Genomic DNA, 21,711 nt, shown 5'->3' with positions numbered 1-21,711 from the left:
ATAAAAACAAATATTCTGACTACAAAACATGACAGAGCAATTAGATATGAAGCGTATACCACGCCACATCGCCATAATAATGGACGGTAACGGACGTTGGGCGGCAGAGCGCGGACAGCAACGCAGTTTCGGTCATCAGGCAGGAGTGGATACGGTAAGACGTATAACCTCAGAATGTACGAGGCTGGGAGTGGAATATCTCACCCTGTATACATTCTCGACAGAAAACTGGAACCGCCCCGCAGATGAAGTTTCGGCGTTGATGGGACTTGTACTGTCATCACTTGAAGATGAGATATTTATGAAAAACAATGTGCGCTTCAGAGTAATCGGTGATGTGAAAAGGCTGCCGGAAGCAGTACAAAGCAAGCTGAACGAAACAATGGAGCACACAGCAGGGAACACGGCAATGACAATGACTGTGGCATTAAGCTATTCATCAAGATGGGAAATAACAAGAGCCACACAGAATATAGCAAAGAAACTGGCAGACAAATCCATATCTGCGGAAGATATAGACGAAGAACTCATATCAAAGAATCTTGAGACAAGTTTCATGCCTGATCCTGACCTGCTGATACGTACCGGAGGAGAATTCAGGATATCCAACTATATGCTATGGCAAATCGCATACAGCGAACTTTATTTCTGTAACACCTACTGGCCTGATTTCGATGAAGAGCATCTTCACAAAGCCATTATTGACTATCAGGGAAGACAAAGACGCTATGGAAAAACAGAGGCTCAGATAGAAGCCGGGGAATGAATTACCAATGACAGTAGTATAAGAAAAAGATAAGAATGAGATTTTCAGAATTTGACAAGATTTATAAGCATATTCTTATTGTGACACTCCTTATTGCGGGAGTTACATGCAAAGTGGCGGCACAAAACATCATTGTAAACCCTGACATATCTTATGCCGGCACACCGAGACTTTGCATTATAGGCGGGTTGGCGGTAAAAGGTGTCGACGGATACGAAGACAATGTTCTTACCGGCATTTCCGGACTTTCTGTCGGACAAAAAGTGGCAATTCCAGGAAACGACATCACAGAAGCCGTAAAAAGATACTGGAAGCACGGCCTGTTCTCTGACGTATCAATCACGGCAGACTCCATTGTCGATTCAAAGATATATCTATGTATCAATCTGAAACTACGTCCGAGAGTAAGCACCATCAACTACTACGGACTTAAGAAATCGGAACGTGAGGACATGGAAGCCAAACTCGGTATCATGAAAGGAAATCAGATAACGCCAAACATGATTGACCGCGCAAAGATTCTCGCAAAGAAATACTTTGACGAGAAAGGATACAAAAATGCAGAAATAAACATCGTGCAACGTGACGATGTAACGGGAAAGAATCAGGTTATCCTTGATGTCAACATAGACAAAAAGGACAAGATGAAGGTACGCAATATAATCATAGAAGGCAACAATCACCTTGCAACGTCTGCCATCAAGGGAGGACTCTTCAAGAAAGGAGCATTTGCAAAGACTCATGAGGCAGGCAAACTCTCATCATTCCTTAAGTCAAAGAAGTTCACAAACGAACGGTATAAAGCAGATAAACAGAAACTAATAGACAAATATAATGAGCTTGGTTTCAGGGACATGACAATCCTGGAAGACAGTGTATGGAACAATGACGACAAACATGTAAACATATATCTCAAGATTGACGAAGGAGAGAAATATTATCTGCGCGACATCACATGGGTGGGAAACACCATCATAACCACGGATGCGCTCAATGCCACTCTCCGAATGAAGAAAGGTGATGTATACAACCAGACATTGCTGAACAAACGTCTTTCCGAAGACGATGATGCGGTGGGCAACTATTATTGGAACAATGGATATCTGTTCTGTCAGCTTGACCCTACCGAAGTAAACATCGACGGTGACTCAATCGACCTCGAAATTAGGATAGACGAGAGACAACAGGCACGTATAAGCAATGTGCGCATATACGGAAACGACCGTCTATATGAAGAAGTCGTGCGCCGCGAACTCCGTACAAAACCCGGTGACCTGTTCTCAAGAGACGCACTCATGCGCTCTGCACGCGAGATAATGTCAATGGGATATTTCGACCCTGAAAACGTAAAGCCTGACGTCAAGCCAAATCAAGATGACGGTACGGTAGACATCAACTGGGAACTTGTACAGAAATCTAACGACCAGGTCGAGTTCTCGTTTGGATGGGGACAAACCGGTGTAATAGGACGCGTATCATTGAAACTCAACAACTTCTCCATGCGCAACCTATTCGGCAAGAACAAGATGCACCGCGGCATACTCCCCATCGGTGACGGAGAACAGCTTGCCTTAAGCGCACAGACAAACGGAACATATTACCAGTCATACAGCCTGAGCTATTCCGCACCATGGTTCGGAGGCAAACGTCCAAATGCTTTCAACATTGGCGTCTTCTATTCAAAACAGACGGATGTCAACAGTAATTATTATAATAACAGCTGGATGAACAGCTACTATAACTATTACGGCAGCTACAACAATAATTATTATAATAATTACGAAAGCTATCTCGATGACGACAAATACGTACAGATGCTGGGATTCTCTATCGGATGGGGCAAGCGCCTTCGCTGGCCGGACGACTATTTCCAATTGTCGGCATCACTTTCATACCAGCGCTATATGCTGCGTGACTGGCGTTACTTCCTGATTTCAAACGGTAACTGTAATAATATCAATCTTGGACTAACCCTGGCACGCACGACAACAGACAACCCCTATTTCCCGCGTGAAGGTTCCGAGTTTGTAGCCTCACTCACCATAACACCGCCATGGTCCAAGATTCTGAAAAAAGACTATAAGAATCTTGCCACAGACCCTAATTCGGCAAGCTATGACGATGAAATGAAAGACAAATACAACTGGATAGAATATCATAAGTGGAAGTTTAAGTCCAAGACCTACACAGCCCTTACAGGCGGACAAAAATGTTTTGTACTGATGACACGCGTAGAGTTCGGTCTGTTGGGGTCATTCAACAAATATAACAAGTCACCGTTTGAAACATTCTACATGGGTGGCGACGGTATGAGCGGATACTCCACAGGCTATGCCCAGGAAACTATAGGACTGCGCGGTTACGACAACGGATCTCTGACTCCATATTCCGCTCCTGGATATGCCTACGACCGGTTCTCACTCGAATTGCGCTATCCGTTTATGCTTGGAAACACCACAATATACGGACTGTCATTCCTCGAAGGCGGTAATGCATGGTCGGAAACAAAGAAATTCAATCCGTTCGACATGAAACGCTCTGCCGGACTTGGCGTTCGCATCTTCCTTCCAATGGTCGGTCTAATGGGTATCGACTGGGCCTACGGCTTCGATAAAGTGGAATATACGGGAACAAAAGGAGGAAGCCAGTTCCATTTCATTCTCGGACAAGAGTTCTGATATCTGCAACACTCAGGTTTAATATATTAAATTTTGACTTTTATGAAGAAGATATTTTTTATTCTATTGCTGACAATACAGGCAATATCCTCAAGCGCACAGAAATTCGCACTTGTCGACATGGATTATATATTGAAGAACATCCCTGCATACGAACGTGCCAACGAACAGCTCAATCAGGTGTCAAAAAAATGGCAGGCTGAGATAGAAGCCCTCTCTACAGAAGCCCAGACAATGTATAAAAACTACCAGAACGAAGTGGTGTTTCTGTCACAGGAACAGAAAAAGGCCAAACAGGACGCAATAATGAAAAAGGAGCAGGAGGCCGCCGAACTTAAAAAGAAGTATTTCGGTCCGGACGGTGAATTATTCAAGAAACGTACAAGTCTCATGTCCCCCATACAGGAGGAGATTTACAACGCCGTGAAAGACATTGCCGACCTGCGAGGCTACCAGCTGATTCTCGACCGGGCAAGCGACAGTGGAATAATATTCGGAAGTCCTAAAATAGATATCAGCAATGAGGTGCTCGCCAAATTAGGATACGCACGCTGATTTCATAAAACCGGTCCTGCATATACCCTATTTGCATCCGGTCTTGTATTAGCACAGAAGAATGAGTACAGACAAAATAAATTAATAATTAAAATAAAAAAACAACAATGAAGAAATTACTTTTAATGCTTATGGCATTTGCCCCATTGGCAACATTTGCACAGAAGTTCGGACATGTCAATGCCCAGGAAATCATCCAGGTTATGCCTGACTATACAAAGGCAAAGACAGAAATTGACGCCTTACAGGCCCAGTATGAGGCAGACCTGAAGAGCATGCAGGATGAATTGCAGAAAAAAGGAGACGCCTTCGAGAAAGAGCAGGCCACTCTTCCAGACAACATCAAGCAGCGCCGTCAGCAGGAACTGCAGGAAATGTATCAGAAGATACAGCAGAGCTATCAGGACAACCAGCAGGCTTTGCAGAAAGCTTCTGCCGAGAAGATGCAGGCTATAACAACCAAGGTCATCGATGCTATAAAAGAAGTCGGTCAGGCCGGCGGATACGTTTACATCATGGATGTTGCCGGTGGTGTGCCTTATATCAGCACCACCCTCAGTACGGACGTGACCGCACAGGTAAAGGCAAAACTCGGACTGAAATAAAAAGACATATACACTGTGAGGTTGTGAGAGCATCGGACAGGACTGCCCTCACAACCTTAATACGTTGAAAGACAAGCTGTCAAGCATACATCATGCCACGACAGACAGGCTTACCAATATACCGGAAATAAAACACACCATAACCTCAGAAAATATGAAAAGAATCATATTCCTCTTTATCTCATCAATATGCCTCATCGCTTCTGCACAGGAGAACATCAACAAAAGTTCTGTTTCAACCACAGACACGGCATTATATGCACGAAATGACGGACAGTATTCAATATCCAAGTTCGGATTTCTAAGCTATGACTCTGCACTTCAGTCGATGCCCGACTACGCTCTTGCCCAAAGACAGACAGCGGCATTGCGCTCAAAATATGAGCAAGAGACTCAAAGGGTCGAAAGGGAGTTTAACCAGAAATATGAACAATTTCTTGAGGGGTTGCGTGATTTTCCCCAGACAATACTGCAGAAACGTCAGACCGAGCTACAGGAACTGCTTACAAAGAACATTGCTTTCAAGGAAGAAAGCAGACGACTGCTGGCAAAGGCGGAACAAGACATCTTCGCGCCTCTGCATGCAAGGCTGTCTGCCGTGATAAAGGAGATCGGAACAAAGCGGGGATATTCTTTTATTCTGAACACAGACAATAATTCATGCCCTTTCATCAATCCATTGCAAGGCGAGGATATCAACGGCATTGTAAAAGAAAGCCTGTCAAAATAAACCAGCGATGAATCCCATCAAACAACAGCAGATGCCAAAGGTATTACCGGAAGCACCCGGCCCCATCGGGATATTCGACTCCGGCTACGGCGGACTCACAATACTCCACGGCATACGCAGTCTTCTCCCGCAATACGACTACATTTATCTTGGAGACAATGCGCGCGCACCATACGGTTCACGCTCGTTCGGCATTGTCTACGAATTTACCCGCCAGGCCGTGATGTGCCTTTTCGAAATGGGATGCCACATCGTTATTCTCGGATGTAACACGGCATCGGCCAAAGCCCTGCGCACAATACAGCAGAACGACCTTCCGCTGGCAGATGCGGGCAGAAGGGTCTTAGGCATCATACGCCCCACAGCGGAAATAATCGGCAACCTTACAGAAACACGACACATAGGCATACTCGCAACCGAAGGGACAATAAAAAGCGAAAGCTATAATATGGAAATAAAGAAACTGTTTCCCGACATAAAAGTATCGGGCGTGGCATGCCCGTTCTGGGTCCCATTGGTCGAATACAACGAAGGCAACAGTCCCGGAGCCGATTACTTTGTGGAAAAGCGGATAAAACAACTTCTGAAAACGGATTCCGACATAGACACCATCATACTCGGATGCACACATTACCCTCTCCTTCTGCCAAAAATAAGGAAATTTGTCCCAAACAATATCCGAATCGTGTCACAAGGGGATTATGTAGCCAACAGCCTAAAAAACTACTTCATACGCCATCCGGAAATGGAAGGCAAGTGCACAAAATGCGGCAAGGTGCAATATCTCACGACAGAAGACCCGGACAGGTTCCGCGAAACTGCGCAGATTTTCCTGCATGAGAACATCGAAGTGGAAAACATTTCATTGGGAAGCATGTCATGATATCATGGTGAAAACAATATAGCCTTCCCTTATAACAGTCTTTTCGCAAAATACCTCACAGGATACCATACAGAGGCAAATCCTACGAGCATCACTGTAATGAATATAACAGCTATATCATCATAATGGACGCTTACAGGATAGGCATCAACAACAAACGAGCCGCTTGACCTGCCCAATCCCACAATACCATACGTCTGTTGAAGCCAACACAGCAACAGACCGATAACAATACCGGTGACAGCCCCTATCGCGGAAATCATCCTACCTTCAAACAGGAATATTCTCACAATCTGCCTGTCACTTGCACCAAGATTTCTGAGCGACACAATGTCTTTCCTTTTATCAAGAATAAGCATTGAGAGGCTTCCTATAATATTAAAACATGCAACGACCAGTATGAAGGTCAGGAAGATATAGGCCATCAGTTTCTCTATCTTCATAATCTTAAAAGTATCGTCCTGCTGCTCGAACCGGTCCTTCACATAGTATTTATCTCCTGCAATATCCTTAATCCTTCCTTTTACCGCTTCAAAGTCGCTTCCAGGCTTCAATCTCAACTCAAGCGCCGACAACTCACCGTCACGCCCGAACAACATGCGCGCAAAAGTAATATTGGTAAGAATATAGTTTTTATCATACTTTGCCTGCTTGACACAAAACAACACACCGGGAGAATAAAGTTCCTGCTCCACAAAATTCGCCTCGGGATTGGTCATATCCAACTGTCCTTCCTTAACGGGAGCATATATCTTCATGGCTCCCTTAAAGCCGTATCCCGTACCGAGAGTCTCGGCAAGCCGTATACCCAATATGCCATAATCAAGGTCAGCCACTTTCAGTGAATATTCCCCGTTGCCCACAAGTATCTCCTTTATATGCGTCAGGCTGTCGAAATTATTATCCACTCCTTTCACTACAACCATAGCCTGCCTGTCGCCATATATGGCAAGCGCCATATCCTCTACGCTCTCCGTAGCCACTTCCACTTCCGGCAAAGTTCTTATCTTTGTCAGCACGGGATCATCCGCAGGAGCCGTCTTGCCCGCTACCGGCGTAATTTCAATCTGCGGGTCAAATGACGTGAAGAAAGAGGCCACAAGGTCATGAAATCCGTTAAACACACTCAAGGTAACGACAAGAGCCATCGTTGCCACAGCCACGCCTACAATACTAATACCGCTTATTATATTAATGGCATGGGTGCTCTTTTTGGAAAACAGATACCTGCGGGCTATATAGAAAGGAAAGTTCATCCCGTTATTTTTTCAACAATTCGTCTATATGGTCTATATAATCAAGTGAATCGTCTATAAAGAAACGTAAATCAGGTATTATCCTCAACTGATGGCGCACCCTTGTACCCAATTCATAACGTATCTTCTTTTCACTTGCATTTATATTTTTAAGTATTTCCTCTCCTTTTTCACTCGGGAAAACACTTAGATATGCCGTACATATACTTAAATCAGGAGAAACCCTGGTGCGTGTAACCGAAATCATGACCCCGTGCATCAGACGTGTCTGCTGTTGGAAAATCACGCTAAGCTCTTTCTGGAGCAAACGCGCTATCTTATTCTGTCGTGTCTCTTGCATTATATGTTATATCTTAATATGAATGAAAATGATGTGCAAAGATACGAAATAAAATGTGAAACGCAAAAGAATATGACAATGTAATACGGATATTGGCACAAGCCTTTATCCCCTATCCTTCCTGCATACGGACAGGCTTTACTATGGTGAAAACAACATGGCCTCTAACTAAAAAATGACACTTCCCAAACCTCACGAGTTAAGTCGTAAAATTTGAGAAGTGTCGTTTTACGGTGAAAAAAGGCGATTAAAGCATTAAGAACTTACCGTAAGTATACTTTAAATTCCTTGGAACAATGCTATTGACCTAAAAAAGTCCACTTGGAATTATCATTGTCAAAGTCATAAGGAGCAAGCGTAGGCGTACTGTCTCCAATGGAATAAAGCACATATTCAGTATTGAGACCTTCCTTCCCGGGAATAGCCTTAGGCATAATACGGAACGATCCGTCTGTAAGCTGTTCTATTCTCCAAAGCTGACAGTCATCTCCTGTGAACAGTGGTGAAGAAACGACTTCCATATCTGCCGTGGCACAAAGAGCACGACCGGTTCCGGCAACAGTAATGCTAAAATACGGGTTACTCAGATAACCGCCGGCTTCGGGCACCGCCTTTATACTCCACAGCTGATGGGGACGAAACATATTGTCTCCAGCACGCACCCCTGTCTCACCCGAAGGCCATGTTGCCTTCACTTCATCGAGTGTCTGGTCTGGAATTCTCTCCAACGGCTTTTCCGCATCAATATTGTGCCACCCCATGCGGTTCTTCTGCTCTATACGCACAAAATCAACGGCCAGCTCCAAGGCATATCCGCGGCGACATGACAGTATGGAATATGTACCGTCGCGGAATTGGTGTCCCACCTCCGGCCATCCGTTCCTCCATAGCAGCGGACGGACTGCCAGCACCGAATGCCCGCTACGGTCGAAATCAGCCTCATAGTGAAACGAAGCCACCTCCACACCGTCGTCAATGACCGTGCGTCCGAAATGTCCGGCTCCGACCCGACGCGGTTCGGCACCTGCCACCATCTTTCCACCGCCCTCCATCATTGAACGGCCAACATTATCGATATAGGGTCCTGTCACCTTGCGGCTGCGCCCACATACTATGTTATATGTCGAATTCACACCGTCACAACAGGTGCCGTGAGTGCCCAGCAGATAATAGTAGCCGTCTCGGTATATAAGGTCTGTAGCCTCACAGTCGATTGCAACGTCGACGGCCTTGTTGCCCTTCATGCGGCACCCTGTCTTCGGATCAAGCTCGATAAGGCGGATATTGCCAAAATATGTGCCGTATGACACCCACATGCGTCCGTCAGTAGGATCAAGCAACACACCAGGATCAATGGCGTCATTGTCTTCCAAACCGTCGGATGAAGCCACTTCAACCGGTTCCGTATAGCGGAAATCGGGTGAGGAAGGATCAAGCGTTTTGTTCCACATCGTAAGTATACGGCCGTTGTGTCCTCCACCGAGCCCGCCGCCTGTCGCTCCGTATATGACGAGATAACGGCCATTAATCTTTATGACATCCGGTGCGGCACCGCCTCCGGGACGTACCCCACCGCTGTGCCACGACCAACCGTCATCACTAATCAGTCCACCGCCACCGGTACCAAATGTATAATACTTGCCGTCACATTCCGCAATCGTCGAAGGGTCATGAATCCAAGGCTGCCCTATCTGAGCCTTTGCGGCAAGAGACAATCCGAAGATTATTATAGGAAATATCTTTTTCATTTATGCTGAAAGATTTATAGTATGTATCTGAAGCAAAATATCGAGAATATTCAATTCAGCCAGTAACCTGCTGAAATACGTATCATGATGCCGGACATTGTTATTTCAATGTCACCTTATAGTCTTTCACCGGATGTCCTGAATCGTCAATGAAACGCGCACAAAAATCGCTCATTCCCGGACCGTTTATGACTGCCCCACTCAGAATATTACGTCCTTTCTTCAATGTAAGCCTCGGCGACACCATATCATCCTTCACCATGCGGCGGTCTCCGGAAAGCATCATGACCTCCTTTCCGTTAAGCCACCACATCGAGGCGGAATTTGAACCGACCGCCAAACGTATGCCGGAAAGGTCACGGTCGCAGTCTATCACTGTCACAGCATGGAACAACACCCCATACTCCCTTTTTCCAAGTCCTGTGGCAAAACGGAAAAGCTTGACATTAAAACGGTTGCTTTCAACGGCATGCCATGTCAACTGTTGGTCTCCGACCGTCACCTGCTGCATGTCTTCGGGCAGCATAGTATTCTGTCCGGCATAGAAAATCCGTGTTAAATGCTCACGCAGATAACTGTCTGTAAACACGGTGTTGCTGCGGTTGGGCTTGTCTATAGGTTCCAATAACATCCAACGGCGTATGAAGCCGGCTTCGTCAGGCGTCGTATCAAGACCTGACGGCTTTATAAAATATCTTTCACGCGGCATCTCACCCATTGATATCCAGTCAACCTCGGCATTGTGTCCGCTTTTGAGTGCCAGCGTGAGGTCGTTGACCCCTTCCGGCATCACCTTTACTCTGATATTCCTCTCCTGCCACTCCCCGTTCGTATCGCCCGCATCAAGCAATGTCTCATAACTGCCTATACGCAGGACAAAACGCGCCTTACCATTCGTCCTTACACGCAGACATACATTTTCCGCACAGCTGCTCTTCGTATCCACACGGTTGTATCTGACCCATGCCCCAGGTCTTGCAAACACTGTCTTCCATCCTGCAAAACAGTTGGAGGTATCATGATACTCAATGGCTGCGCCACGGCCTATATCGCTGTAACGGTCTAACTGTACGGGCTTACGGGCATCACTGATTCCTACACCACGCCTTGTAGGCACAACCTCAATGATAGTGCCGTCAGGACGAAAGAACAGAGAGTCGATACATGTAGAACGGTTTTTGTCAAACGAAGGACTGTAGTCATTATGATGGTAGAACAAATACCACTGACCTTTAAAATTCACTATACTGTGATGGTTCGTCCAACATCCCGTGGCAGATTCCTTCATTATTATACCTTTGTACGTATACGGCCCCATAGGGTTGTCGGCCATTGCATACGCCAAGCATTCCGTACCGCCCTCACGCCTTACCCACGGATAGGTCAGGTAATATTTTCCTTTATGCTCAAAAGCGAACGGCCCTTCCTTGAAACCTTCAGGCAACCCGTCTATACGCTTCGGCTCACCGTCCAGCTCCAGCAGATTGTCTTTAAGCCGCGCCACAACAAGGCCACCGCCTCCCCAAAACAGATAATGCCGTCCGTCAGAGGCTTTCATTACACACGGGTCAATACCGCCCACACCGGCTATCGGTTTATCCTGCGGCACAAACCTGGGATTGAAAAGTCCGTCGGCAACAGCTACGCCTATACCGAATCCGCGCCTTTTCCCCGGCTCGGGCCTTGGAGCGTCAGGAAAGAAGAAATAATATTTTCCATTATGCTCAACACAATCTGGTGCCCACATGGAATATCCCTTAGGGTCTCCCCACGGCACATTTTCCTGAGAAAGTATCACACCGTGGTCGGTCCATTCCACAAGGTCGGTGGATGAGAACATGTGATAGTCGGCCATCGAGAACCAACGTTTCTCCGGTTCAACCGGACTTATTATATCATGTGACGGAAAAAGATATACACGCCCGTTAAACACTCTTGCCGTAGGGTCGGCCGTAAACTGATTACGAATTATCGGATTCTGGGCACGTGCTGTCATAAGACAGGTAGCCAGAACAAATATTTGAAAAATCCTACTGTACATATAATGCCATCCTGTGTTTTAATTTATAGTGACCGTCACTTTCTTCAAGGCTTCCTGTCTTGAAGAGTTACCGTAAAGCACATCGTATGTGCCGGCTTTCGTACGTATGGTATTCGTCTGTATGTCAAACCATTCAAACGATTTCGGTGTAAGAACGATTGTGGCTGTAGCTGTCTTGCCTGCCTTTACATCAATACGACTATAGCCGCGCAGCTGCATCACAGGACCTTCCGGATCCTGCGGATTACGCACATAGACCTGCACGACCTCGGCTCCGTCACGTTTTCCTGTATTCGTTACGGGAATCTCCATCGTCACATTATTCTTTCCCATGACTGTGGACGACAGCCTGGCTTCACCTATGTCGAATGTCGTATAAGACAATCCGTGGCCGAAAGGAAACAACGGCTTGAAATCACGTATATACCTATAGGTGCGCCCCTCCATCCTATAATCTTCGAAATCACCGAGTTGTTCAGATGATGAGTAAAATGTCACGGGTAGCTTGCCTGAAGGACACACCTTGCCATAAAGCACATCCGCCACAGCAGTACCGCCTTCCATTCCCGGATACCATGCCTGCAATATCGCCTCGCAGTTCTCTGATTCCGGCTGCATGGCTATGGCTGAGCCTGAACAGCATACGAACACCACACGCTTGCCTGCCTCTCGAAGAGCTTTCAGGAAGTTGCGTTGCACCGCCGGCAATTCTATATGTGTGCGGTCACCACCTTTAAAACCGTCTATCTCGACAGGCATTTCCTCACCCTCGAGGCTCGGGGCTATTCCTCCGACGAACACCACCTTGTCAATGCCTTTCAACTGTCTTATCACATCAGCATAGTCTATCTCCGACTCCGTGCCGATATTCACCTTAATGCTTGCCCCATAGGTGGGCATGTGCGCAAAGTGTATCTCTATCTTATATTCCTTTCCTGCCTCCACCTGTATGGGAGTCCGTGTAGGAGTTGTCCGCCATGTGGCATGCCTGACTTTCACCTCACCGTTCACCACCACGTCAAACCTGCTGACAGATTCCACGTTGATTACCACCTCCCCCGACTTTGCCGGCCGGAACACTGTCTCATACTGCGCGCTGAAATCTGTAAGGTTCACCCCCGGAGCAAACTGATAATTGCCTGCCGTAGTCTTGGAGAAAGGCTGCGTATAATATTCCGTTGTCACCGGTTTGCCCGCACGGCGGGCATTATTCCAAAATGTACCCTTGAACCCCTTGCGTCCCTCAAAGCTGCACTCCGAAAACAGCGGTGTAACTATACGGCTATCAGTCAGGTCACATCCCTGCATATATACAGTCTTCCTGTTTACACGGCGGATGCCGTCAAGTATGGTTACAGTAGTGGTGGGTGTACCGTTATAGTTACCCCACATCATAGGCTTATTGTCTGCATTCGGACCTATCACGGCAATCCTCTCGCCTTGCTTCAATGGCAGTATGGCGTTGCGGTTCTGCAGCAGGGTCATTGTCTGACGCGCCATGTCGAGAGCCAGCCGGCGATGCTCCTGGCTCTCAAGCACCGATGACGGAATATTGCTCCAAGACACAAGTGACGGATCATCCATTTCTCCAAGGTCGAAACGTCCTTCCAACAGACGGATGACATGCTTGTCTACCTCCGATTCCTTTATAAGGTCACGGTGTACAGCCTCGGGAATACTCTTATAGGCATAGTCGAAACCGCACTCTACGTCTGTCCCGGCCAATGTTGCACGGGCCGATGAGTGTACGGCATCGCTTGCCACCTTGTGGTTGGCATGAATATCCGTCACGGCACCGCAATCACTCACGACAAGATATTTGAAACCCCATTCGTTTCTCAGAATGTCCTGAAGCAGACGTGTGTTCGAGCAACACGGCTCATTGTCATAACGCTGGTATGCACACATCACCTCCCTCACCTTGGCATCCTCAACAACAGTCTTGAAAGCAGGCAGATATGTCTCCCACAGATCGCGGGCGGATATGTTCTCGATATCTGCAGTATGACGACTCCACTCCGGACCGCTGTGCACGGCATAATGCTTGGCACAAGCCCACAACTTACGATATCTGGTATCCTCCGGTCCCTGAAGACCACGTACAACCGCACTGCCCATTACCCCTGTCAGATACGGATCCTCACCGTATGTTTCCTGACCGCGTCCCCAACGTGGGTCACGGAATATATTCACATTCGGTGTCCATACAGACAAGGCGTGAAAACGAGTCACGTCACCGCCTTTAGCCGTCAATTCGTTCCACTTGGCACGTGCCTCAGTGCTTACGGCATCAAACACTTTAAATACAAGGGCATCATTCCATGACGCTGCCATGCCTATCGGCTCAGGAAAGTTTGTAACGTTACCCATATTGGCAACACCGTGAAGAGCTTCGCTCCACCACTGCCAGCGTTTTATTCCCAATCTCGGTATGGCAGGAGAATCGTCAAGCATAAGGGATGCCTTCTCTTCCAAAGTAAGTCTCGAACACAGGTCCACGGCTCTCTCATGGGGTGTCAGCTCAGGATTCCGATAAGGTAATATCTGAGCCTGAGAATATTTCGGAATCATGCTGCCGGTAAAAGCTGCCATTGCCAGAGCAACAGCCATGACTCCTTTTCGAACGACACGTTCTGAAATTCTTTTCCTTATAAAGAATGATTGTTTCATGGGATATATTAAGTTTTAGGTATTATTTCTACGCAAATATAGTGCAAACCGAACGCAATGAAGCTTGCTTCAAATTGCCGAGGTGTTGCCTGTCTTATGCAAAGATATGGAAAAGAGACTATAACAGGTGTAGAAAAATCACATATTTTAAACCATATATCCAAAATATGTGAAAAAGAGACATATACATAAACTTTTGTAACGGTTTATCAAACCATTGACACCGTAAGGCTTCTCATTGTACGCGTATAAGCACGGAACCGCTTACAAAACCGCTTCCTTCAAACTGCACGGCATACACTCCCCCTGCCAGTCTTTCCAGATTGAGAACACCACAGTTGCCATCTGAAATAATGTTTTCCGACATAATCTTATGTCCAACTAAAGAATATACCGTAGCCGTCACATTACCTGTTCCGTCAGGAAGCTCCACCGTCAGTTTCCGGCCTGACAATCTCACATCAACTCCCTCTGGACGGTTTGCACTTATCCCGCTTATATCTGTCAGTCCAAGCACATACAGGAGACCTTTATACACATCTATCTCGCCATATCCGAAACAATCCATAGGATAATCATACCCTTCGACAGGATGATTACATGTAGCTTTCAATATACCGATAATATCGTCCGGTGACAATGTCGGACACGCCTCAAGCCATAAGGCAATGGCTCCTCCGACGACAGGTGCCGACATCGAGGTGCCCCATGCCCCGTGCCAGTCATATACACGGCCGCAGAATTCTGTCTTGGCCACAAGGTGATTCCGTTCGTAATATTCATCCTTATTGCTTTCTCTGAAGAAACTGTTGTCTGACGATATCACCACCATTCCGTTTGCCACCACATCGGGTTTCGTCCGTCCGTCGGCAGTTGGGCCATAAGAAGAGAAATAGGCCAGTGGCCAATCCTTTTTCACAAGTCCCTGCTCTATCAGACTGCGGTTTTCCTCACCTGTAATCAGCCTGTATACAGGACGCCGCACAGTGGCTCCCACGCCTATCACCCCATCGAAATATGCCGGACCATGCAGGATATGGCCATACTCGGCGTCACCGTCTTCTTCGTAAAACTTCACCGACGCTGACACGCACATTGCCTCAACTTCGACACACCGCCCGTCAATACGGTTTTCCAACGACATCCTCATGCGTGTGTCCGCACGATGTTCCTTATCATGCGAGATTGTAAGCATATAAGTAGCGGCTTCAGGCATGAACGGTGAGTAATATCGTGTTATGCTGACATTACCTTTGAAATCCTGAGACGGAAAATCAAAATTCACAGAAACCGTAGAATCGTTGTCGAGGGTATCACAACATAAGACAAACGGATTGTTGCCCGTGAAATCAGAGAACCTTACAAGAAACGGCTTTCCGTCTGACTTCACAAGGATTCTCTGACTCATGTCTCCAGTATAAACCCCACAGCCAACAACATCCTTTCCAGCCTCTTTATGCAGGTAAGTAGGCATTAAGGCTTCATTGCCCGTGGAAGCCACAATAATTCTTCCCGGACCTGTGATACGCTTAAGATACTCCTGATACAGCCAGTCATCGTGGTCATACGTTGCAGGAAATCCCTCACTGAATGATATCACACACGGCCGGCCGCAATTTTCCGCATAGTCGAATATGTATTTAAAGCCAAGAGCGTCGGTTGCCGATGTATATAGATAAAGATCCTTTGCATTTACAAGAGGCATGTCGCTTGTAACCACATTGCTCACAAGACAAATATCACTATCATACGCCACTCCCCTGTAAGGAGTGATATAACCGTTACCTGCGGCAATGCCAAGTGTATGCGAGCCGTGCCACTGCAACTTACTGTCGGCAGAGCTTCCGTATCCGAGAATAGCATCAGAGCCTGTATATTCCGCACCAACCGGCCTGCTACTTCCTGCCGTGTCTGCCGAAAGCATATCCCACACGGCTTTTATCCGAGTAGGTGAACTTTCCGCAGCAGAACCGCCTTCAGAGGCGGTACGGAATGTAGGATTGGTAAAATCGAAGCCTACATCCATAAGCCCCATCACCACCCCCTTGCCTGTATACGCCTGAGGTAACGACTGACCCTGATATACAGGTATGATATTCATCTTCAACGCCGTGGAGTCAAGACACACCGAACAGCATCTGCCTGCCTCAATCCTACGCACCGCATCCTCCCCACATATAGAGTCAAGCAAATACATGGGCATCTTCACGATGAATATATCTCCCCGGGCATCAAGAACCTCTGCGTCATACTTGTCGAACAGTCCTATATGGGAATCCGCACTTTCCGATCTTATATTCACAAAGGCTATTACGCTGCGAGTCTCACGTGCAGGCTCGCGCACTACAGCCCCGGAACCTCCGTACTTTACGTTTTCGATACCTCCGTTGCATAAAGCCTCACGCAGATATGCCGACATCTTATATCTGTTGTTTTCAGTCCGTGCAACAATATACACTGCGGACATCAATGCCCACATTACTACAACGAGTTTTAAAAGACGATTTCCGACAATCACGACAGATCTTATTACCTGAAAATAAAAGGTCAATACTCCATAAGCGGCAAAGTGCCTTTCAATACACCCAGGGCATTAAAAGCCAACGAGCCCATCTCGTTTTCTCCCGGTATAACCTCTACATGAGCCAAATACTCTATCTGTTCTCTGATATTCTCTATACAGTATGAACTGTATGCAATTCCACCCGTAAGTATTATTGCATCCACTTTTCCTGTCAGAGCCACATACATAGCCCCTATCTGCTTTGCCACAGTGTAGAGCATGGCATCAAGAACGAGACGGTAAGGTTCCTCGCCCGCCTCCGCCTTGGCAGATATGGTTATCATATCATTGCTGCCGAGATGCGCCACCAGTCCGCCCTTGCCATGAATCATGCTGACAATCTGCTTCTGGGTATACTTACCGCTGAAACACATCTTCACAAGCTCCTCGGCAGGCAACGTTCCGGCACGCTCGGGAGAGAACGGACCTTCACCGTTGAGAGCGTTATTCACATCTATGACACGTCCCTTCCGGTGTGCTCCTATGGATATGCCGCCACCGAGATGTGCGACTATCAGATTCAAATCCTCATATTTTCTTCCTGTAGCTCCGGCATATTTGCGTGCCACGGCCTTCTGGTTCAAAGCATGGAACACCGATTTACGCTCTAACTGCGGCATTCCGGAAAGACGTGCCTTCGGCTGCATCTCGTCCACGACCACCGGATCGGCTATATATGCAGGACATCCGCACTTTTTTGCTATATCGTCTGCTATAAGGCCTCCGAGATTACATGAATGCTGCATTACCGCATTAATAAGATCATGCTTCATACGTTCATTTACGGCATACACTCCGCCAGAAAGAGGCCTGAGCAAACCTCCCCTTGCTATCACCGCATCAAAGTCAAGAGCCATTCCTGCATTCTCAAGCTGGTTTAGCACAAACCGGCGGCGGTATTCATACTGGTCGTTAATAGTGGCAAACCGATGCAACTCATCCGTCTTATGATGGGCACCTCCCGTCCAAACCATACGCTCATCTTCAAAAACGGCAATCTTTGTGGATGTAGAACCGGGATTTATTGTCAATATCTTCATATTTGTTATGTTATGTCCGTTTGTCTGTTACAGGCAAGCAAGCGCAAGACTGTATAATTTAGAATCTCCTGTATCAGCCCTGGAAGCCACCACCACAGGTGCCACAGTGCCGCACAACATGCCGGCCATCTCTGCCCTGGCAAATAAAGACACCGCCTTATAAAACACATTGCCCGATTCTATATTCGGAAACACCATCATGTCGGCACATCCCGTAACAGGCGTCACAATACCTTTCAGTTCTCCGCTCTCAGCGTCACACGCTGTCTTGACATCCATCGGACCTCCCATAAGTATATCTCCCCATAAACCGGCCGCGGCTTTCCGCTTAAGACTGTCATAATATAATGTATGAGGAAACTTCTCGTTCACTTTCTCCGTACAATGTATCAGAGCCACCTTAGGCTGTTCTATACCTATACGCCTGCACACATCCGTCCCATAACCTACTATAGCTTCAAACTGTTCTTCCGTAGGACGTGGTATCACCGCTGCATCTGAAAACAGTATCAATCTGCCGTATCCTGGTATTTGCGCCACGGAAATATGGCTCAACACACACCCTTTCTCCAGAAGTCCGCACTCTTTGTCCAACACTGCACGCAACAGATTATCAGTGTTTATCGTACCTTTCATCAATACATCAGCGTTGCCTGCACGCACTGCGGCAACAGCCCGACGCGCAGCCGAATCGGCATTGGGCTCCACAACGAGAGCCACCCTGTCAGGATAATCCTTTGCCAACTCCACAGCCACAGATGAACACTTCCCACCGGCCACAAGCAACAAGTCTGCAAGTCCTTCTGCAATCACACGGGTTATAACATAATCGGTATGTGAATCATCAGGACATACAAGTGCCACGCGTTTACGCTGTGGAAGCAAACGCAGATGATTTATCAAGTCATTAAAGTCTTTTATAGGTGTCATAGGCTCAATATAGAGATTGTTATTAATCAAAATAATACTTGCACATTTTAGGTTTCAATGTGCAAATATAATGCAAAAAATCATGAACAGACATTAAAGCACATCTATTATTTAACTGCTTTAACTATTAATAACAATAAAAATTGACATACAAACAATGCCGAATAAGAATACGCATTATACAGCCTGCATATTATCAGCCCGCACAATGCGTATATGAAAAAGATCTGCCTTTATTACATATTACGCACAATATCAACTCTTATCCATACCGCCAAATGCCGCACTCTCGGCTTCGGCAATGATTTCCTCACGGGTTTTCTCTCTTGGCGTGGCTGTTATATCGGAAAGGTCAAACTCATCCGGCTCTTCATTATTCTGTGAGACTGGTGAAATCTTCTTTACATCAACAACAACGGGCTTTCTGATCTTTTTAGCAGAAAGAAGCGGAATAACGACATCTGAAGATGTCTCTACGACCGGAACAGTATTCACCGGTTCTTCCTCCATCTTGGTACGGTTACCTTTGGCAACAAAGACGGCATCGATAAATTGCGGTTCGCGGCGAAGCTTCTGCAACGTTTCCTTCGACGCCAACTGCTGGCTTTCTTTCTTTGAATATCCTTTACCTATGCCGGCTTCCAGACCTTCTATTATTATCTGATAAACAAAAACAGGACTGCCATTTGGTTCATTGGATTGCTCCACAAGCTTAAATTCCATGTCCACCCTGTTCTTCTGACACCATTCTATCAGTTTGCTCTTGAAATTCACTTCCTTATAAGCCACCTTATCTATATTGATAAGATTGTGGAGAATACGTTTCTGCATAAACTGCATGCACGCATCATAACCACGGTCAAGATACACCGCACCCACAAGTGCCTCAAAAGCATTTCCTCCAACATAACTGTTGTGGGATCTTGCGCTTCCGGACGACAATACAAGTTGCGTGATGCCCATCTCGTCAGCAAGTCTGTTCAGAGTCTCACGCTGCACAAGCTTACTGCGCGTATTGGTAAGAAACCCTTCACGCTTACCCTCGAAATGGCGGTATACAATATCTCCTACCACAGCGTCAAGTACGGCATCTCCAAGAAATTCAAGACGTTCGTTATTAAGCGGTTTGCCCTTTGCATTACGTCTGGCTACACTCTTATGCATCAAGGCAAGTTTATAATATTCTATCTTATGAGGATAGAAACCTAATATATTATAAAGAGAAGAAAAAAGCTCCTTCTCCTTGCGGAAAGGGAGCTTTAACCTATCAATAAAAATACTATTCAGCATATTTTTTGAATATAACACATGCATTATGGCCACCAAAACCAAATGTATTGCTCAATGCAGCACGCACTTCACGCTTCTGTGCCTTATTGAACGTAAAGTTAAGGTTATAGTCCATCTGCTCATCATTGTCACCTTCCTCATGATTGATGGTAGGAGGAATGATGTCGTTCTTTACAGCAAGCACGGTCGCCATGGCTTCCACAGCTCCTGCCGCACCAAGAAGATGTCCGGTCATAGACTTCGTTGAGCTGATGTTAAGCTTGTATGCTGCATCTCCAAACACCTTCTGTATAGCCTTAACCTCTGAAATATCACCTACAGGAGTTGATGTTCCATGTACATTAATATAATCAATGTCCTCCGGTTTCAATCCGGCGTCCTCAAGAGCACGCTCCATAACAAGGCATGCACCGAGACCTTCCGGATGAGATGCCGTGATATGATAAGCGTCCGCACTGGCACCCTCACCAACCATCTCTGCATAAATCTTGGCACCACGTGCCTTTGCATGCTCAAGTTCTTCAAGGATAAGACATCCGGCGCCTTCACCCATGATGAATCCGTCACGGCTTGCGCTGAACGGACGTGAAGCGTGCTCCGGATCATCGTTACGTGTAGACAATGCATGCATGGCATTGAAACCGCCCACACCACACGCACAGATGGCAGCCTCGGCACCACCGGCAACAATAGCGTCGGCCTTACCGAGACGTATAAGATTGAAAGCATCGGCCAAAGCGTGTGTTGATGACGCACATGCAGATGTTGTGGTATAGTTAGGACCGTGGAATCCAAAATGAATAGAAATCTGACCGGCAGCAATATCCGCTATCATCTTAGGGATGAAGAACGGATTGAACTTCGGACCGTTCTCTTCATTAATACCGTAATATTTCACCTCATCCTCAAATGTCTTGATACCACCGATACCTACACCGTATATAACACCGATACGGTTGCGATCGACTGTCTCAAGATCCATACCACAGTCTTTTACTGCCTGAATGGCTGAAACAAAAGCAAGCTGGGCGTAGCGGTCCATCTTGCGAGCTTCCTTACGGTCAATATATTCATTGAAATTGAGACCTTTCACCTCACAGGCAAACTGGGTCTTGAATTTTGATGCGTCAAATAATGTAATAGGTGCCGCACCGCTCACACCATTAATAAGATTGTTCCAAGTTTCCTCCGGATTATTACCGACAGGTGTGACAGCCCCAAGACCTGTCACTACAACTCTTTTTAATTCCATGTCTATAAAAGATTTAGCGTTTAGCCTTAGCGTTTAGCGAAGTTTTTATTTTGGATTTCCGCCAAACGTTAAACGCTAAACGCTAAACGCACAAAAAAAATAATTATTTCTTGTTCTCCTCAATGTAAGAAACGGCATCACCTACAGTACCGATCTTCTCTGCCTGGTCGTCTGGAATAGAGATACCGAACTCTTTCTCAAATTCCATTATCAACTCTACTGTATCCAGAGAGTCTGCACCGAGATCGTTTGTGAAACTTGCTTCAGGCTTTACCTCTGCCTCATCAACACCAAGCTTATCTACGATGATTGCCTTTACTTTTGCTTCAATTTCTGACATGATTTTACTTTTTAATTGTTAATA

At 46.4% G+C, this 21,711-nt stretch carries 17 protein-coding genes; 6 read left to right on the top strand and 11 right to left on the bottom strand.

Annotation, left to right across the window (positions count from 1 at the left end; all coding sequences use genetic code 11):
* The first annotated feature begins 28 nt into the window (after positions 1-28).
* The 6 genes from HPS56_RS01415 (at position 29) to murI (ending at position 6,217) form a co-directional block, all read left to right on the top strand.
* Positions 29-766, top strand: coding sequence for an isoprenyl transferase (locus tag HPS56_RS01415; RefSeq protein WP_172272706.1), 738 nt, complete (start codon positions 29-31; stop codon positions 764-766).
* Between the two features lie 35 nt (positions 767-801).
* Positions 802-3,444 (top strand): BamA/OMP85 family outer membrane protein, encoded by a 2,643-nt coding sequence (locus HPS56_RS01410; RefSeq protein WP_172272704.1) that lies wholly within the window; start codon positions 802-804, stop codon positions 3,442-3,444.
* Between the two features lie 42 nt (positions 3,445-3,486).
* Positions 3,487-3,999: an OmpH/Skp family outer membrane protein gene (locus HPS56_RS01405; RefSeq protein ID WP_172272702.1), complete on the top strand. Its 513-nt coding sequence runs from the start codon at positions 3,487-3,489 to the stop codon at positions 3,997-3,999.
* Positions 4,000-4,106: 107 nt separating this feature from the next.
* The gene (locus HPS56_RS01400; RefSeq protein ID WP_172272700.1) at positions 4,107-4,604 is read left to right on the top strand and encodes an OmpH/Skp family outer membrane protein; all 498 of its coding nucleotides are present in this window, start codon (positions 4,107-4,109) and stop codon (positions 4,602-4,604) included.
* A gap of 154 nt (positions 4,605-4,758) precedes the next feature.
* Positions 4,759-5,334 (top strand): OmpH family outer membrane protein, encoded by a 576-nt coding sequence (locus HPS56_RS01395; RefSeq protein ID WP_172272698.1) that lies wholly within the window; start codon positions 4,759-4,761, stop codon positions 5,332-5,334.
* Positions 5,335-5,365: 31 nt separating this feature from the next.
* Positions 5,366-6,217 carry a glutamate racemase gene (gene murI / locus HPS56_RS01390; protein ID WP_172272696.1) on the top strand — a complete coding sequence of 284 codons (852 nt, stop codon included), beginning with the start codon at positions 5,366-5,368 and terminating at the stop codon, positions 6,215-6,217.
* A 29-nt stretch (positions 6,218-6,246) separates the two neighbouring features.
* Here murI and HPS56_RS01385 read toward each other — a convergent pair whose 3' ends face one another.
* The 11 genes from HPS56_RS01385 to HPS56_RS01335 all read right to left on the bottom strand — a co-directional run bounded on the left by HPS56_RS01385 (position 6,247) and on the right by HPS56_RS01335 (position 21,687).
* Positions 6,247-7,473: an FtsX-like permease family protein gene (locus tag HPS56_RS01385; RefSeq protein ID WP_172272694.1), complete on the bottom strand. Its 1,227-nt coding sequence runs from the start codon at positions 7,471-7,473 to the stop codon at positions 6,247-6,249.
* Positions 7,474-7,477: 4 nt separating this feature from the next.
* Entirely contained in the window at positions 7,478-7,813 is a 336-nt protein-coding gene (gene rbfA, locus HPS56_RS01380) for a 30S ribosome-binding factor RbfA (protein ID WP_172272692.1), read from the bottom strand.
* 299 nt (positions 7,814-8,112) lie between these two features.
* Positions 8,113-9,561, bottom strand: a complete 1,449-nt coding sequence (locus HPS56_RS01375) for a family 43 glycosylhydrolase (RefSeq protein WP_172272690.1) — start codon at positions 9,559-9,561, stop codon at positions 8,113-8,115.
* Positions 9,562-9,661: 100 nt separating this feature from the next.
* Positions 9,662-11,602 (bottom strand): family 43 glycosylhydrolase, encoded by a 1,941-nt coding sequence (locus tag HPS56_RS01370; protein ID WP_253952356.1) that lies wholly within the window; start codon positions 11,600-11,602, stop codon positions 9,662-9,664.
* Between the two features lie 18 nt (positions 11,603-11,620).
* Complete coding sequence (xyl3A, locus tag HPS56_RS01365) at positions 11,621-14,194, bottom strand: xylan 1,4-beta-xylosidase (protein WP_172273110.1); 2,574 nt, start codon at positions 14,192-14,194, stop codon at positions 11,621-11,623.
* Positions 14,195-14,507: 313 nt separating this feature from the next.
* Positions 14,508-16,751, bottom strand: coding sequence for a S8 family serine peptidase (locus HPS56_RS01360; RefSeq protein ID WP_172272687.1), 2,244 nt, complete (start codon positions 16,749-16,751; stop codon positions 14,508-14,510).
* A 68-nt stretch (positions 16,752-16,819) separates the two neighbouring features.
* Positions 16,820-17,875, bottom strand: a complete 1,056-nt coding sequence (gene buk, locus HPS56_RS01355) for a butyrate kinase (protein WP_172272684.1) — start codon at positions 17,873-17,875, stop codon at positions 16,820-16,822.
* Between the two features lie 27 nt (positions 17,876-17,902).
* Positions 17,903-18,805, bottom strand: coding sequence for a phosphate acyltransferase (locus HPS56_RS01350; protein ID WP_172272681.1), 903 nt, complete (start codon positions 18,803-18,805; stop codon positions 17,903-17,905).
* Between the two features lie 255 nt (positions 18,806-19,060).
* Entirely contained in the window at positions 19,061-20,095 is a 1,035-nt protein-coding gene (gene rnc / locus HPS56_RS01345; RefSeq protein ID WP_172272678.1) for a ribonuclease III, read from the bottom strand.
* Positions 20,085-21,347: a beta-ketoacyl-ACP synthase II gene (gene fabF, locus HPS56_RS01340; RefSeq protein WP_172272675.1), complete on the bottom strand. Its 1,263-nt coding sequence runs from the start codon at positions 21,345-21,347 to the stop codon at positions 20,085-20,087. Before fabF ends, rnc begins: the two co-directional genes overlap by 11 nt.
* 103 nt (positions 21,348-21,450) lie before the next feature.
* Positions 21,451-21,687, bottom strand: coding sequence for an acyl carrier protein (locus HPS56_RS01335; protein WP_172272672.1), 237 nt, complete (start codon positions 21,685-21,687; stop codon positions 21,451-21,453).
* Between the last annotated feature and the right edge of the window lie 24 nt (positions 21,688-21,711).

The organism is Xylanibacter muris (assembly GCF_013166605.1).
Classification (GTDB): domain Bacteria; phylum Bacteroidota; class Bacteroidia; order Bacteroidales; family Bacteroidaceae; genus Prevotella; species Prevotella muris.
The sequence above is the reverse complement of the archived record's forward strand: the minus strand, read 5'-3'. Positions and strand labels throughout refer to the sequence as shown.

Excerpts from the sequence above, each read along its gene's own strand:
- buk (WP_172272684.1), bottom strand. The coding sequence starts at position 17,875 with ATGAAGATATTGACAATAAATCCCGGTTCTACATCCACAAAGATTGCC.
- HPS56_RS01385 (WP_172272694.1), bottom strand. The coding sequence starts at position 7,473 with ATGAACTTTCCTTTCTATATAGCCCGCAGGTATCTGTTTTCCAAAAAG.
- HPS56_RS01415 (WP_172272706.1), top strand. The coding sequence starts at position 29 with ATGACAGAGCAATTAGATATGAAGCGTATACCACGCCACATCGCCATA.
- murI (WP_172272696.1), top strand. The coding sequence starts at position 5,366 with ATGCCAAAGGTATTACCGGAAGCACCCGGCCCCATCGGGATATTCGAC.
- rnc (WP_172272678.1), bottom strand. The coding sequence starts at position 20,095 with ATGCTGAATAGTATTTTTATTGATAGGTTAAAGCTCCCTTTCCGCAAG.
- HPS56_RS01405 (WP_172272702.1), top strand. The coding sequence starts at position 3,487 with ATGAAGAAGATATTTTTTATTCTATTGCTGACAATACAGGCAATATCC.
- rbfA (WP_172272692.1), bottom strand. The coding sequence starts at position 7,813 with ATGCAAGAGACACGACAGAATAAGATAGCGCGTTTGCTCCAGAAAGAG.
- xyl3A (WP_172273110.1), bottom strand. The coding sequence starts at position 14,194 with ATGGCAGCTTTTACCGGCAGCATGATTCCGAAATATTCTCAGGCTCAG.
- HPS56_RS01400 (WP_172272700.1), top strand. The coding sequence starts at position 4,107 with ATGAAGAAATTACTTTTAATGCTTATGGCATTTGCCCCATTGGCAACA.
- fabF (WP_172272675.1), bottom strand. The coding sequence starts at position 21,347 with ATGGAATTAAAAAGAGTTGTAGTGACAGGTCTTGGGGCTGTCACACCT.
- HPS56_RS01360 (WP_172272687.1), bottom strand. The coding sequence starts at position 16,751 with ATGTGGGCATTGATGTCCGCAGTGTATATTGTTGCACGGACTGAAAAC.
- HPS56_RS01370 (WP_253952356.1), bottom strand. The coding sequence starts at position 11,602 with ATGTACAGTAGGATTTTTCAAATATTTGTTCTGGCTACCTGTCTTATG.
- HPS56_RS01375 (WP_172272690.1), bottom strand. The coding sequence starts at position 9,561 with ATGAAAAAGATATTTCCTATAATAATCTTCGGATTGTCTCTTGCCGCA.
- HPS56_RS01410 (WP_172272704.1), top strand. The coding sequence starts at position 802 with ATGAGATTTTCAGAATTTGACAAGATTTATAAGCATATTCTTATTGTG.
- HPS56_RS01350 (WP_172272681.1), bottom strand. The coding sequence starts at position 18,805 with ATGACACCTATAAAAGACTTTAATGACTTGATAAATCATCTGCGTTTG.
- HPS56_RS01395 (WP_172272698.1), top strand. The coding sequence starts at position 4,759 with ATGAAAAGAATCATATTCCTCTTTATCTCATCAATATGCCTCATCGCT.
- HPS56_RS01335 (WP_172272672.1), bottom strand. The coding sequence starts at position 21,687 with ATGTCAGAAATTGAAGCAAAAGTAAAGGCAATCATCGTAGATAAGCTT.